The organism is Chromohalobacter sarecensis (assembly GCF_023061135.1).
GTDB lineage: Bacteria > Pseudomonadota > Gammaproteobacteria > Pseudomonadales > Halomonadaceae > Chromohalobacter > Chromohalobacter sarecensis.
Genome location: NZ_JAKGAN010000003.1, coordinates 110,419 through 124,681, shown reverse-complemented (window position 1 = coordinate 124,681; position 14,263 = coordinate 110,419). Strand labels below are relative to the sequence as shown.

10 protein-coding genes are annotated in these 14,263 nt (G+C 54.3%); 4 read left to right on the top strand and 6 right to left on the bottom strand.

From position 1 onward, the window contains the following. Window positions 1–217: 217 nt before the first annotated feature. The 6 genes from tssM to tssJ all read right to left on the bottom strand — a co-directional run bounded on the left by tssM (window position 218) and on the right by tssJ (window position 10,368). Entirely contained in the window at window positions 218–2,704 is a 2,487-nt protein-coding gene (gene tssM, locus L1071_RS06315; RefSeq protein ID WP_246970080.1) for a type VI secretion system membrane subunit TssM, read from the bottom strand. Next, on the bottom strand, window positions 2,701–3,648 hold the full coding sequence (gene tagF, locus L1071_RS06310) for a type VI secretion system-associated protein TagF (RefSeq protein WP_246970077.1): 948 nt from the start codon (window positions 3,646–3,648) through the stop codon (window positions 2,701–2,703). Before tagF ends, tssM begins: the two co-directional genes overlap by 4 nt. Before the next feature lie 33 nt (window positions 3,649–3,681). Beyond that, a complete protein-coding gene (locus L1071_RS06305; protein WP_246970074.1) occupies window positions 3,682–7,710 on the bottom strand; it encodes a type VI secretion protein IcmF/TssM N-terminal domain-containing protein in 4,029 nt (1,342 codons plus the stop codon). Between the two features lie 15 nt (window positions 7,711–7,725). After that, window positions 7,726–8,439, bottom strand: a complete 714-nt coding sequence (icmH, locus tag L1071_RS06300) for a type IVB secretion system protein IcmH/DotU (protein ID WP_246970071.1) — start codon at window positions 8,437–8,439, stop codon at window positions 7,726–7,728. Then, on the bottom strand, window positions 8,436–9,782 hold the full coding sequence (tssK, locus tag L1071_RS06295) for a type VI secretion system baseplate subunit TssK (RefSeq protein ID WP_246970068.1): 1,347 nt from the start codon (window positions 9,780–9,782) through the stop codon (window positions 8,436–8,438). The genes icmH and tssK overlap by 4 nt, the downstream gene beginning before the upstream one ends. A 79-nt stretch (window positions 9,783–9,861) precedes the next feature. After that, window positions 9,862–10,368 (bottom strand): type VI secretion system lipoprotein TssJ, encoded by a 507-nt coding sequence (gene tssJ, locus L1071_RS06290; RefSeq protein ID WP_246970065.1) that lies wholly within the window; start codon window positions 10,366–10,368, stop codon window positions 9,862–9,864. Between the two features lie 238 nt (window positions 10,369–10,606). Between tssJ and L1071_RS06285 the strand changes: the two genes are divergently transcribed. The 4 genes from L1071_RS06285 to tssC all read left to right on the top strand — a co-directional run bounded on the left by L1071_RS06285 (window position 10,607) and on the right by tssC (window position 14,215). Next, window positions 10,607–11,071, top strand: coding sequence for a copper resistance protein NlpE N-terminal domain-containing protein (locus tag L1071_RS06285; RefSeq protein WP_246970063.1), 465 nt, complete (start codon window positions 10,607–10,609; stop codon window positions 11,069–11,071). 281 nt (window positions 11,072–11,352) lie between these two features. Then, the gene (locus tag L1071_RS06280) at window positions 11,353–12,108 is read left to right on the top strand and encodes a hypothetical protein (RefSeq protein ID WP_246901176.1); all 756 of its coding nucleotides are present in this window, start codon (window positions 11,353–11,355) and stop codon (window positions 12,106–12,108) included. Window positions 12,109–12,166: 58 nt separating this feature from the next. Next, entirely contained in the window at window positions 12,167–12,703 is a 537-nt protein-coding gene (tssB, locus tag L1071_RS06275) for a type VI secretion system contractile sheath small subunit (protein ID WP_246901184.1), read from the top strand. 12 nt (window positions 12,704–12,715) lie between these two features. Further along, on the top strand, window positions 12,716–14,215 hold the full coding sequence (gene tssC / locus L1071_RS06270; RefSeq protein WP_246901186.1) for a type VI secretion system contractile sheath large subunit: 1,500 nt from the start codon (window positions 12,716–12,718) through the stop codon (window positions 14,213–14,215). Window positions 14,216–14,263 lie beyond the last annotated feature (48 nt).

Sequence of the window (14,263 nt, the reverse complement as noted above, 5' to 3'; positions counted from 1 at the left end):
CGATCGGGCTCTCCCCTAGACCTCCATAAGAAACACAAGCCATATGCTTATCAACAGAAGCGCATCATGGCGAACGTGCTCCTCATGGCTGCCATCCATTACCTCATGGGCAACGTAAATTATATTATATTGTATTGTATTAATTTTTAAAGTAATAATAAAAACCAACACTCTCTTTCATTTCGTTACATTCGCGACCGCAATCCAGTGGTACGCATCACTCCTGCTTACGAACTTCGATCTCCACCCGACGATTAGGCGCCAAGCACTCGACTAACTGCGCGCGTGATTGATTGCGATCGCAGGTAACCAGCGGACGTTCACTGCCTGCCCCCTTGGCATCGATCAAGCCGGCCGGCAAGCCTTTGCCCACCAGGTACTGACGAACCGTCATCGCACGTTGCAGGGATAGTTTCTGGTTGGCCGCTTCATTACCGATCGGGTCGGCGTGACCAGTAATAAGGATCTGCCCAAGGTCTTGAGTATTAAGCAGACGCTCGGCAAGATCATCCAATTCTTTTTGGCCTGCCTCTTGCAAACCTGCATAGTCGCCGCGTCCGAAAGCGAATAACGTGTCGGATTCCAGCACAATGGTTTCAGAGCTGGTCAATGTCTGCTCAATCAAGCTATCGATATAATTGCGACTACTCGATATCAGGAACGCGTTTGAGGAAATACGCGGCACATCGGCATCGGAGATTTGCTGGCTATAGAAATCTATCTGGCGGCCAGCATAACGATAATCGAACTGATCATCATCAATCTCAACTCCAGTGCGCTGCTGAATCGCGGGATACCAGAATGCAGGAAGCCGCGAGCGCAGTACATCGGCGTCGATTTTCTGTCGATCCATATCAGACATCATCAGATAGGCATCCAGAGTGGCACGGCCAAATTTAACCAAGGATTCGGCGCTATTATCCTTAGGTCTAGCATAGGGCGCGACTGTCTTGGGGCCCTCTACCGGATGCAATTCATCGGTATTGCGCCGATAAACATCAAAGGTGGTTAACGTGAAAAGCGAACGCGTGAGATTCCGGTCGATAGGATCGAGCATAACGGTTTTGAGTCGGTCGAAGTAGCGCTCGCGAATGACCGGTTCTATCTCATCGCCTTGATAGAGCCCCAACCCAAGCATCCAGGGTACACCACTATCGTGGTGACGCTGATAATAGTGATATCCCCACTCCCGTAACGCATCGAGACTAGCCCAACGAGCGTACTCGCTTGAGCGGTCATCATCGTTGCGCACGGCGTCGGTGAATGTACCGGACATCGCCTTGATTTCACCGTAGTTATGCATCGCCGAGAGGATCCATAGCGCGCAAACGAGCGTTCCGGTAAAACCGGCAGTCAGAATCCAACGTAGCTTACGACGTCGCCCGCGCACATCGCTCGAATACAGAGCCGCTAAGTGCCGGTCGGCAACGATCACTCGACGAAACAGATTGGTGATAAAAAACGAACGATTGGCACGTTCCCCGTTCAGGGATTCTGGCTTGGCGAGAGCGAAGTGACGGCCGACCCTGGCGGCGTGCTCACCCTCGATAGCATCTCCCTCCTGCAGCGCACTAACGAAGTAGAACCCACGCAGCAGCAAGGCACTCTGGTAAGGGTTTGCATTAGTCAGCACTTCAACGAAACGTGCTAGAGGCTCGCGTAATGCGGCTAATTCCAATGGAAAGCGGAAAGCGGCAATATCGCGCTCCGTATCGACGGTATCCCGCCGAACGATTTCGGCATCGCCAATTTGTTGCCAGTGCTTACAAAGTTGGGCTAGCGCACCGTCGAACTGGTATCCCCAGTTTACATCGGCTGGCTGCTGATGGGGAAAGGTGTGCCCAAGAACCTCACTCTGATACTTCGGGTCAAGACGCTCGAAAAATGTAGTAAACCCTTCGATCAGGTCACACTTGGTAAAAACCAGGTAGATAGGGAGCCGGACTTCAAGTTGATCCCGCGCTTCTTGAATGCGTTCACGCAAACGTCGAGCGAGGTGATTACGCTGACTTTCGTTGGCCTGTATAACATCACTAATATTAACGGCTACAATCAAACCATTCAGTGGACAGCGACGCCGATGTTCCTTAAGCAACGACAAAAAACCTTTCCACTTACCCGCTTCTTCTTCGCTATTCATATAGCGGCCTGCGGTATCTAGCAGAATAGCGTCGGAACTAAAGAACCAATCACAGTGACGTGTCCCCCCCATACCGGCGACACGAGCATTTTCACGTTCAGCAAACGGAAAATTGAGGCCGGATTGATAGACCATGGTACTTTTGCCTGCAGCAGGCTGCCCCACGATCATGTACCAGGGCAAGGAATATAGTGCATCCTGGCCACGCTTACCCTTTCCGCTCCGTTTCAATCGCTCGACTGATTTCAGCATGCGTTCGCGTAACAAACTGATCTCTTCGCGATCTTGCGGGTCGGCCTCCAATACCGCTCTGTCGGCATCTTCCATCAGTAAATGTTCGAGATTGCGCTGTTGACCTACGCCGCGGTAGAGCAGGACCACGTATATCGCCGAGGCCAGCAGAAACAAGACGATGCCTGTCAGCAAGCTGGCAAGCGACGAGTACCCAAACACAACGCCCAGCCACCAAACGAGAAAAATGGCGCTAAAGAATATCAATCCTAGAATATAGGGCTGATACTTTAAGAATACATATTTTACATAAGAAAAATTAAAACGTTTCATAATGCCTGCTCAGGCTTGCCTGTTTGCGATGCGTCTTGACTTGGAAAACAGGCCATAAAGTCGGCCAAACTTAGCCAGGTATTTGGCAATGACAAAATTCCTGGATGAGGCTCGTCGTCATCGAATGGTGCCATCACATCGATACAAATACGTCGGTCACTCGGTGTCGATAGCACTTCGAAAAACTGCTCCGCACTTTCCCATGCCGGCATGAGTAATAAGCGTGGCCTCATAAAATCATCGATCAATAAGCTCATAGCTGGCGCCCCTCCGGGGCTAGCGCTACCCAGCCATTGTTGCCAGAGATCCGCGACAGGTCGCTTCAAACCACTTTCTGCAGGAAGCGGTAACAATACTGCTAACGAGCTGCCGGCTTTCCAGCAAGCACGGGCATAATACAAACGATGCAAGCACGCGCTACCGATAAATTCCGGCCACCCCCACTGTAGCGATTTTACAATGTCTTCAAAGCTATAATCCTGTAAAAATCGTTCGTTCACTTGCTTATACAAGGCGACATCATATTCGTTCCAACTACGTAATTCCTGAATGGCAGCCACAGGGTCGATAGGAGCTTTTCCATGGACAGAATTCGTCAAAATATCTCGCGCAGGTCCAGCAAATATCTCACCAAGCGTATGCAGGCATGGCAGAATCGATGTGCGCCCTCCAGATTTAAGTAGCTGAAAAATAAAGAAAGGGTAGCGCCTCTCCGAAGCATCCATGGAGCTGATCATCGCCCCCATCACGTCGCTACCATCACGAGCATGGTAGTTGAAAAAACATACCGGTAAAGCATCAAACCGTTGTTTCCAGTCTTCGTGATCGAGAAACTGTAACAGGGCTTTCTGCAACCATTGATCAAGCTCCTGAACCACAGAGCCGGCGGCATTAAGTCCCACAAAATCCGACTTCGTAGGAATTTTTCCAAAGCACCCGATCATTCCGGATCCCTTTTCATTGCTTACTTGAACGCATTATTGATGGCTCACCTTCGGAATCTTTAGCGCCTTTATCTGTCGCAAATCAGATATTTTGACGCCTCCAAAGTTGCGCACATCAAAACTTATCGCCCCCATATAGGTACGCCAGCTGAAGCGTTGTCGCGCACCATCAATTTGCATCACATGAGCACTCTCTATCATATGTAGAAAGCCCCATCGGCTTGGATAGTCGAACACTGTATGCCGACGACCATCCTTATTGATGATATCCAGACGTGCGCCAAATGACTCTCCCTTCCCGGGCCAAGTTAAACGCTCCCAAGACTGGGTATTATTGCGATAATGGATCCGCTGTCCATCAATAGTCAAAATGATATCAGTCAATCCGGGCGTCGGATTCACCTGTATTTCAAAGCCATTACGCAGATCAGATAAGCTATCGATAACGCGTCCTAGCTCAGTGGCATCGTCGATGCTAGAAAGCATTCTGGGATCCACCATGTCTGAACGCTCTCCGGCTCCCGAGCTAGCCAAATCACCAATCTCTTCCTCTCGGAACTTCGACAAAACCCCCTGATCTGGATCGATAAAATGCTCCATATCTCGGACTGAAGCCTCATTAACCGAGTCGGCGACGGGATAACGTCCAGCAATCATCTGATCCCATGGCGTCGCAATCTTATCGTCCCAAGCAGTGTTGAGCTGGTCCCGCGCAGGCTCATTGAGTGCTTTCCAGGTACTTTCTATTGGTTTTTGAAACAGCGGTTTAAGTGCTTCAACCAGTGGTGTGCGTGATGTATCGACTCGAGAAGCAACGAAGTTACGTAGCGCATTCACCTCCGTAGGCTTACCAGACAGCGTTTCCATTATCAGCAACTTGCTGCTACGCCCTGTGTCCTGTGCGCTTTGGACATTATCGATACGAACCTTTAGCTGACGCAGGTCTAGCAGATATTGATTGAGTATAGAATCATCGCTACCCGTCGCTTTGTCAGCGGAAAGCATACGGCTAACTGGCCGGAAATAACCTGCAAGAGTGCCATCCTTTATCTTCGGTAGTGATGCCATATCAATCGTCTTAGCAGCACTGTCATTGCTATTGAATACACTCATGACACGCCCCCAAAAACCTTGCTCGGATGATGTATCATCGGCATTGCCAGCATCACCCTGGTTCTCAGGATCATCCCACCCAGTATTATCTTTGACCGACACCAGCACTTGTCGTAGAGGCGATCCGCGAAGATCACTGAGCTCGGAAAGCCGCTCACCAGCTTGATCCAGGGTGTCGAAATCAGCCACATGTGTATTCGCGAGAAAGCGCTCCCATGCAATTGCATAGTCGCGCTTGTATCGCGTCATTAATCGACTTACAAAGCGCGCTTTCGTTTGCACAGCATCGTCGACATTCTCATCGTCCAGCACCCAATCAGACTCTCGCTGCAAGTCACCGGAGACCGTTTTGATGATCGCCGGCCGCAGGTATTCTTCCCAGACTTGACGCGTAAAAAAGGCTGGTACTGCACGGCTCGAATAGAAAAGTCGCCCTGGCATATCCGGCACCATCCGGGATAGTGTCAGTGGGTCATATTGCTCTTCGACCGCGAGCTGATAGCGCAGGTACTCGCGATCAACCAGGCTACTATCGATCAAGAAGGCATTCAGGCGGTCACGGCTCTCGGCAACCAAACTAGCGTCGCGCTCCAACGCTGGCGCCACGCCCTCCTCCAAGTAGTGCACATAGAGTTCAGCGTTGTCTTCTATGCTACTCCCGTCCGCATCGCGATCACGCCATTCAGCCAGGTTCGACCACAACTTCGGCAATGTCGAGGCGACAAATTCACCTTGATCTCGGTGCTCGGCGGGATCGGTCAAAATGAGATAGAGCTTGAGCGCGGAATAACTCTCGATCAGTTGCTCGACATCTCGCTGACTCAACTGCGTCAACAATTCTTCGGAGAGTGACGGGCCTTGTTCACCGGAAAGCATCAACGCCGATTCATCATCCGCCTCCTTGCCACCAGCAGACGCGCTCATTTCATTGGTACGATCGCGCAGGCCTTGCTCCAGTTCGGTCTCCGCATTACTCCGCGCGGAGTACCAAGCATCCCGTGCACTGTCCGTCGTGCGCGACCGCAACTCGCTACGGGCCCGACTCCCCAGTTCCGAAGGACTGCTGGGAACGTCACCGAGTGTCGGTTTCGAGGTCGAACGCGACTGCATCCGGTCCACGGCCTCCTCTCCGATCGCCTGGCCTTGTGCATTAGCATCACCCAGACTGCTAGCCGCGTGATCCGTCGAATCACCGCTAGTGACACGCCTGCTTGACGTTCCTTGCTCGGCACCTACCGCTGTGTCGAGACTTTCATTGCCCTCGCTACGCTTGTCGAATACCGCCAGCAGACGAAGCTGACGTTCAAGACGTTTCTGCAGTGGCTCGAGTACATCACGACGCATCAATTCAGACCACGCATGCTTAAGCGGTTCGCGAAGACGCTCCCCTTGATACAGGCCCAAGTCGAGTTTTAGCGGCACGCCGTCGTCGCGGTAGCGTTCGATGGTCGCCAATTTGTGTTCGAGCTCGTCGCGTAGCGTCTGCCGTTCACTGGCCTCGAGGTACCCCGTGCTATTCCCGGCTGTCAGCGCATCGACTCGGTCCTGAAGTTGATCCACCCACTGCTTGTTGTTGTATGCCGTCCACCCTTGAGCGGCAACTGCAGCCATTCCAATTAAGCCCACGGTGCCTATCATGAAGGTCGGTAGAGAGCGGCGATCACCTTGTTGAGAGTAATAGAGGCTGAGGTTGCGATCAGGAAAGACGATCTCGCGGAACGTATCGGTGATGAAATAGCTCTTTTCTCCTTCAGGACCAGCCGCCTCGCTCGCAGGTTCAGGCTCGAGTGCGAAAGCCTCTCGTGTCTGCTCGTCGAGCAACGCCGGCAACGTCGGCCCCGTCTGCAATGCACTAGTGAAATAGGCACCGCGCAAGATCGGGGCTTGACCAGTGTTGTGCTGACTATCGAATCGCTCGAGAAAATCGCTTAACACTCCGCGCAATTCGGCAAAATAATCTGGGAAACGCAGCAACTCGCTGTCGACAGCCGTCCCCTCTTCTACGATCCGACCATCGACGCGGTGGCGCAACGTGTCCACCAGCCCTGGGAAACGCTCGTGGAAAGCATTCGAAACGCCTTGATCACGCAGTTCATCCAATGAGAATGTCAGCCCCCAAGGGCGCTGGCGCTCGCGAGCGTCCAGGGCCTCGAAAGTCCGCGTGAAGCCAGGCAGCAGGTCGACTTTACTAAAGAACAGATAGATGGGCGGATTAACACCCAGACAAGCGCGGTATTCTGCTACGCGCGAGACCAACTTCTCCGCCAGCGCATATGCATCCTCGCGTGACTGCTCAAGGAGTTCTGGCAGGCTGACTACTAGTACAAGGCCGTTGATCGCCGGTTTGCGTCTCTGTTTGCGTAGCGTCTTGAGGAAATCGGAGAACTCGCTAGCCGGGCGGTCCTCGACCAGATAACGCCCGGCGGTATCGACCATGACCGCCTCACGACTGAAGTACCAATCGCAATGTTGAGTTCCGCTGACCGCAGACAGATTGCTCCCCCCGGCCATCGTGGCGGAAAGCGAAGAGCGCGTAAGCAGCGAAGTCTTGCCTGAAGCCGCCATACCGATGACCAGATACCATGGCAACTCGTAGAGCGACGCCTTGCCACCATCGACGGAACGCGCCGCTCGCTGCATCGCCATGGAGTGTTTGAGGCGTTCCCTGAGCACCTGGTAATCGCCCGGCTCGCTTTCGGCAGCCTCGCGATGCACCTCGAGCTCTACCAAGTTTTCGATGTTTCGCTCGGCGCGAATTCGATGGTATTGACGCAGCACGACCACCAGCAACCAAGTTGCCGTGACCAGTGCCATAGCAATGAAGATCAGCTCGCGTTCGCTCGTCAGCAACGGTAATAGCAGTACACAGAGTGCCAGCCCAGCCAGCCAGAGAACGATGGAGAGTGGCCAGAATCCTTTGAAGGAGCGCAAAAATCGTAGAAAACGCATTTCGTCGCTCGCTTCTTAGTTGTGAGTGTTGAAAAGCCGCTGGATTTGCGCGATCAACGCATTGGTCTCGCTGCCAAGCCACCAGCTCAAACTGCCATAGACGATCAGGCAAGCCATGGCGATGCCCAACAGGTATACCCAGAGTGGAATTTCATAGCGCAGCAACTGACCAACCTGATCTGGCAATTTCCAGCTCTCTGCCGCATCTCCCGAGGATTGGCGATAACGCGCGATATCCTGGCCCAACGTACTGGCTAGATACTTCAGCTGATCACGGTTCTCCAGGCTATATTTCCCTTCGAAGCCAAGCGCCAGACACAGATGGTAGACCTCGAGTACGTCGAGGTTGGAGCGCACGTCACTGCGCAGGCTTTCCAGACGATCGAAAAAGCCCTCACCCGCTAGATGCATCCCAAAGTAGCGATACTGAAAAGGATGCAACTCGACATGCTCACGAATGTTACCCGCACCACCTTTGAGCACACTCTCATCGAGAAAGGCGCACAGCGCATACTGGGTGTCCTGAACAGCATCGGCACTATAGTTCGACGCACGCGCCTTCTCTTCAAACTCGCGCAACCACTGATCGACCCGTTCAAGAAAGCGCTCGACGCTGTCGGCCTGCTGACCGCGCCGTACCATCAGCACCATAGAGATGAAATCGCGAGCCAGTGCCTTCAGTGTGCGCGGCTCGGAGAAGTCGGAAGGAGTAGCAAGGGCTTCGGTCATTTCATTACCGCCATCAGTTCAATGCTGAGATTCTTGAACCCACTGGGGACGTAAAAAGCAATCGCCTGAGCCTCCATCATCCGCTCGTAAACGGCACCGTGAGGCTCGAGTGCAAAGTAATGATTGTCCAACCGCACCGGAATCGCGCTTGGCAGTCGCGCCGCGTGCGTCAAGGTGCCGCCCGGCATCGCGGTGTTGACCACGACCTCGATATCCTCCGGCGAACCAACCTTGAACGCTCTGGGCACCAGCTCGAGAATCCTTGCCCCAGGCATGTCGGCATGAACGCTTATGTAAAAGTCGGCATCCTTGAGTCGAGCGTCGTTGAGACGACCGACATAATAGGAGGAACGCGTCTGCTCGAGCGGGATCGGGATGTACTGATTAGGCACCACGACCTCGAGCAACTCGCGTACGATGCTTTCCAGTCCTAGTAACGCCGGGGCCGGATCGCGATGATCGTATTCCGGAATGTCCGCCAGCCGATGAGACATCGAGAATGTCATCAAACTGGCAGCCAGCTCCGCCAGGAAACGGTAGAGCATCTCGGGATGGAACCTGGGGTGTGACAACAGGTGGGCCAGTTGCGGATACGCACGATTGATGGTCTGCAGCAGCCAGAAAAGCGTGACATCGCTGGACCCGAATTCCGCCACCTGATCCGCCCGCTCCCTGCGACGCCCCGAAAGCGCCTCACTGCGCGCCTGGAGCATGCCAATCAGCCGATTGGCAATATCAAATGGCAATGAAACCGCATCAAGATGCAGTGCGGGGGGCATGAACGCGTCACTGTCGAGGCGAAACCCTCCGGCGGCATTGCGTTTGAGCAACGCGATCGGGCAGTGAGTGAAACCATCCAGGCTGTCCCCTTCCATGAGCAGGGTCACATTGAGCTCTAGCGTTCCCAGCTCGTTTTCGACCGTACCTTCATTGAGGTCGGGGCGTGTTTCGAAATGCTGTACGAAGCGACGCCCTCCATGACGGGGCGCGTCATTATAGAGATAGCTTGGCGACTGAGGCTCTAAAGCACGCAATGCCGCATAAATCTTGACCTCACCATTGCGTGCCAAATCGTCCAGACTGCGCCCCGGCGGCAAGGGATCGTGCTGTGGCGCATCGATCATGGAGCCATCGGGAAACACCAGTTTGAGACGTGTCAGACGCAGCGTCCCTCGATCAAGCGCGCCATCGTCGATGGCAAGCTCCTGCACTCCCCACTGAAAGGGATGCTGGGCATGGCGCAACTCGGTCAACTGCCGCTGGTGAAACTCATCTTGGTACTGAAAATGCTGCGGGAGGAGGAACATTCCCTCCGACCACATAATGCGATTGTATTTGCTCACGTCCCTGCCCCGAATCTTTCGATGGTAATCCTGCCAGAGCCGACGATGCGCGGCTCACGAGCTGCCAATGCTCACCACGCTACTCATCAAGCAGATTCTGGCCTCTTTCGATCTCGATACGGCTGTCGACCAGGTGAAGACGAATACCCTCGGAAGCGCTCAGCAAGCCATCGCGGCGGAGCTCGTCAGCATCGAAAATGACATGCCACCGGTCATCAACGGCATTGCGATAAAACGCCGCCACACCTATGAACTGGGTCTTGGGGTCCAGTCCTGAGGTATCGACTTTCTGTTGGTTCGGCATGAGCGTGATCTCACGCCGGGAAATCAAGCTGCTGCCGAGCATTCTCTTGCCATCGCTCCAGAGCGCGCGTGGCGAAGCCATAGCGAAGGATGCCTGCTCAGACAGTTGATAAATTCGAACCACCACGGAAAGCGGATCGTGATCTACGTCCGGATTCACCATCTCGTCGGCATCGACGGTGACACGCACCCGCTCTTCATTACCAAAAAGGTCACCCGCCCAGGTGCCCTCAAAACGGTTACCAACCCGATCGGCTACGCCACACCCGGCGATCGAGATCATTAGGAGTAGCACTCCCCAGTTGCGTACGGACGCTTTCATTGCCGTCTCATTACTCTTTTTGCTTAGCCAATGGAAGACCTGTAGCGGCTGATACCGCTAACTACTACAAGAAAATATACAAGCCGGCCTCAATCGGGCGATACCTTAACAGATTTAGGCGTTATAATAAGCACAAAATTTAATATTCACTTATATTGTAACATTTATTTACAAATAGAGATACACGATGACATTCCCCATGCGCTGGCATCTGCCGATACTCATTTCTCTCACGCTTACCGCTTGTGCCGGTACTCCTCAATCACAGGTAGAATATGTCCCCTCCACCGAGAAGTTCGAAGGGACCTTGCCCTGCGGTGACTGCAGTGGCATTGACACGACACTCGTGTTAAAGCGTGACGCCATCACCGGGGAGCCCCGCAGCTTCTACTTGCACCAGACCCGTATTGACGCACCCGGCAGCGAACGTGTCGACACCAGCTGGGGAAATTGGTCGAAAAGTCGAGATGTTAGTGACTTCGAACGCAGAATCTACGTATTGCAACCGGAAGTCGGCGCAGCCCATGTCTACATTCCTCTGGAAAATGGCGATTTGCAGCCACTGGGAGCACAAGGCGCCCCACTCAACGACGACAACGACAAAGACATCACGCTTCAGCGCATGACACCGAGCCTGCATCTGCCGACAAGAGCCACAGAATAACAAGTGCCTTGCAGGCGGTGACGGTGACGGATAAGTAACGACTTATGCTAGAGTAAGGTACAAACAGTTTTTGGCTTATTTGTAAGAGATCACTTACATCGCCAATGGTGTATCACTGAAACGCCTGCAACACATCCAATGCAGTTGCTAACCAAGCCATCATTTAACGGCACGGCGGGTGTGTACAGCATGGCATCGAGCTTCAATGCGGTCACCGAAATATGCCGTAGACGTTTTATCGGATAGAGCTCCAGCTAACGGGCTCGCCTCAGGAATCGACCATGACGCAGTCTTTCGATATAGATAGCTTCATACGCTCCCGTAAACAGACACGGGCCGTATCCGACTTGCTCAAGGCACAGGCAGCCGACTACCTGGCTACATTGGCGCCACTCGTGCGACCGCAACCCCTTTTTGGCGAATATCTGCAAGGCGCACCGAAGGGCAGCGGCCGAGAGACTCAGCACCATTTCAAGGAATTCCGCACACTATTCGATGAGCATGCGGCACGGCGCCCTTTCAATTTGATCAACGAGCTCGAGGTGCCGCTCAACATCATCAACTCGACACCCGAGCTGTTCCCCCTGGAATATGATCATGCACTGCCTGATGGCAGCACAGTAAGGGTCACCAGCCCAGTTCGCTGGGTGGTGGGATATGCCTCTTTTGACCTCAGCCGGTTTCGCCAGGTGATAAGCGATCCCAACCGCAGCGGCTCGGAGCTGCATCGCTTCGTGGTGCACTACTTGATGCTTTTCCACTGCTTTAGCCGCGCCCCTGGGCTGGGTCGCCTGTTCAAGGGATTGCGCTTTCCTGTGGGCTTCCAGCAACTGGACGACTTCGGCAACCTGCCGTTTTGTGTCATCGGCTCACCGGTCGCCTCGACCCTCCCGTCGGACGAGATCATTCGACACAGCACCGAAATCGCAGGCAACGACAGCTTTGAAGAGCTCATTGACGAAGACGCCATCGACGCGATGCAGGATGAACTCCGTGAACGCTTGATTCGGGCACTCAGCGAAGCATCATCCCGCTAGCCGGGTGACAGATACCCAATACCACAACGCTCTCGCCATATCGAAAGAGGATATTTGCATGGCCAAGAACGAAAGTACTCAGCACAAACTCTCCCGCGTAAGGGCACCTCGCGTGCACCTCACCTATGACGTTGAAATCGGCGACAGCATCGAGAAGAAAGAATTGCCGTTCGTGGTCGGTGTCATGGGCGACTATTCGGGTAATCCGCTCGAGCCCTTGCCGCGCCTGAAGGATCGCAAGTTCGTCAATATCGATCGCGACAACTTCGACAGCGTCATGAAAGGCATCAAGCCGCGGCTGAGCTACCGTGTCGACAACACACTGGCCAACGACGGCTCGCAGCTTCCAGTGGAACTCAACTTCAAGCGCATGGAAGACTTCGAGCCGCAGGAAGTCGTCCGCCAGGTCGAACCATTGCGCAAGCTGCTCGAAGTGCGTAACAAGCTGGCCGACCTACGCAACAAGATGGGCGGCAACGACAAGCTCGAAGAGCTGTTGATGGATGTTTTGCAGAACACGGACAAGCTCCAGACCCTGGGCGAAGAGCTGGGTCGGGAAGCCGCTGCGAAACCGCAGAACGAAGACAAGGAATAACGGGAGTTTTTCATGGCTGACAATCAGACCGACAACTCGTCACAGACCGAATCCCAGGAAGTCTTCGCACCGGAGACATCGCTGCTGGATAGCATCATTTCCGAAAGCCGTGTGGCGCGCTCGGAAACCGAACGTACGCGTACTCGTGACCTGATCGACGAGCTGGTCAATCAGGTGCTGGAGGGGGAGGTCACGCCCAGCAAGGATCTGATCGCCGTCCTCGACTCACGCATTGCCGAGATCGATTCATTGCTGTCGGATCAGCTCAACGAGGTCATGCATGCCAGCGAGTTCCAGCAACTCGAGTCATCCTGGCGTGGCCTCAAGTATCTGACCGATCAGTCCGAAACCAGCACCAACATGAAGATCCACATGTTGAATGCGTCCAAGAAAGACCTGGTCAAGGATCTCAAGTCGGCGTCCGAGTTCGACCAGAGTGCGCTATTCAAGAAGGTCTACGAAGAAGAGTACGGCACCTTCGGTGGCGCGCCCTACGGCATGATGATCGGCGACTATGAGTTCGGCCGCCACCCACAGGACATGTACCTGCTGGAACAGGTTTCCCATGTCGCGGCTGCCGCGCATGCCCCGTTCATCTCCTCGGCCTCGCCGGAACTGTTCGGCTGGGACTCGTTCACCGACATGACCGGGCCGAGAGATCTAGCCAAGATCTTCGATACGGTCGAATATGCCAAGTGGAAATCCTTCCGCAACTCGGAGGATGCCCGCTACGTCGGTTTGACACTCCCGCACGTCCTGGGTCGCTTGCCCTATGGCGAGGACACCACCCCAGTGGAAGAATTCAACTTCACCGAGAACGTCGACGGACGCGACCACCACAAATACCTGTGGATGAATGCCGCCTACACCATGGGCGCCCGGGTTACCGATGCGTTTTCCAAGTACGGCTGGTGCGTCGCGATTCGCGGTGTCGAAGGTGGTGGCCTGGTCGAGGACCTGCCGACCCATACCTTCCAGACCGACGACGGCGAAGTGGCACTCAAGTGCCCCACCGAAATATCGATCACCGACCGGCGCGAGAAGGAACTGTCTGATCTGGGCTTCATCCCGCTGGTGCATTGCAAGGGCACCGATTATGCAGCGTTCTTCGGCACCCAGTCGGCCCAGTTGCCAAAGCAATACAACACCGACGTGGCCAATGCCAACGCGCGCCTTTCCTCGCAGTTGCAGTACATCTTCGCCACCTCGCGTATCGCCCACTTCATGAAAGCGATCATGCGCGACAAGGTCGGCAGCTTCGCCTCTCGCCAGAACGTCGAGGACTACCTCAATGAGTGGCTGTCGCAATACGTACTGTTGGACGACAACGCCGGCCAGGAAGCCAAGGCCCAATACCCTCTGCGTGAAGCGCGAGTGGAAGTGGCCGAGGTCCCTGGTAAACCGGGCTCCTATAAAGCGGTCACCTTCCTGCGCCCGCATTATCAGCTAGACGAGCTGACCGCATCACTGCGCCTGGTTTCCGAGTTGCCGCAATCGACTCGTGGTTCCTGATTCTCGTACCAGCACCGCAGACACCGAGGTTCGACTCACCCGGTGCCT

Excerpts from the sequence above, each read along its gene's own strand:
- L1071_RS06285 (WP_246970063.1), top strand. The coding sequence starts at position 10,607 with ATGCGCTGGCATCTGCCGATACTCATTTCTCTCACGCTTACCGCTTGT.
- tssJ (WP_246970065.1), bottom strand. The coding sequence starts at position 10,368 with ATGATCTCGATCGCCGGGTGTGGCGTAGCCGATCGGGTTGGTAACCGT.
- tagF (WP_246970077.1), bottom strand. The coding sequence starts at position 3,648 with ATGATCGGGTGCTTTGGAAAAATTCCTACGAAGTCGGATTTTGTGGGA.
- tssC (WP_246901186.1), top strand. The coding sequence starts at position 12,716 with ATGGCTGACAATCAGACCGACAACTCGTCACAGACCGAATCCCAGGAA.
- tssB (WP_246901184.1), top strand. The coding sequence starts at position 12,167 with ATGGCCAAGAACGAAAGTACTCAGCACAAACTCTCCCGCGTAAGGGCA.
- L1071_RS06280 (WP_246901176.1), top strand. The coding sequence starts at position 11,353 with ATGACGCAGTCTTTCGATATAGATAGCTTCATACGCTCCCGTAAACAG.
- tssM (WP_246970080.1), bottom strand. The coding sequence starts at position 2,704 with ATGAAACGTTTTAATTTTTCTTATGTAAAATATGTATTCTTAAAGTAT.
- icmH (WP_246970071.1), bottom strand. The coding sequence starts at position 8,439 with ATGACCGAAGCCCTTGCTACTCCTTCCGACTTCTCCGAGCCGCGCACA.
- L1071_RS06305 (WP_246970074.1), bottom strand. The coding sequence starts at position 7,710 with ATGCGTTTTCTACGATTTTTGCGCTCCTTCAAAGGATTCTGGCCACTC.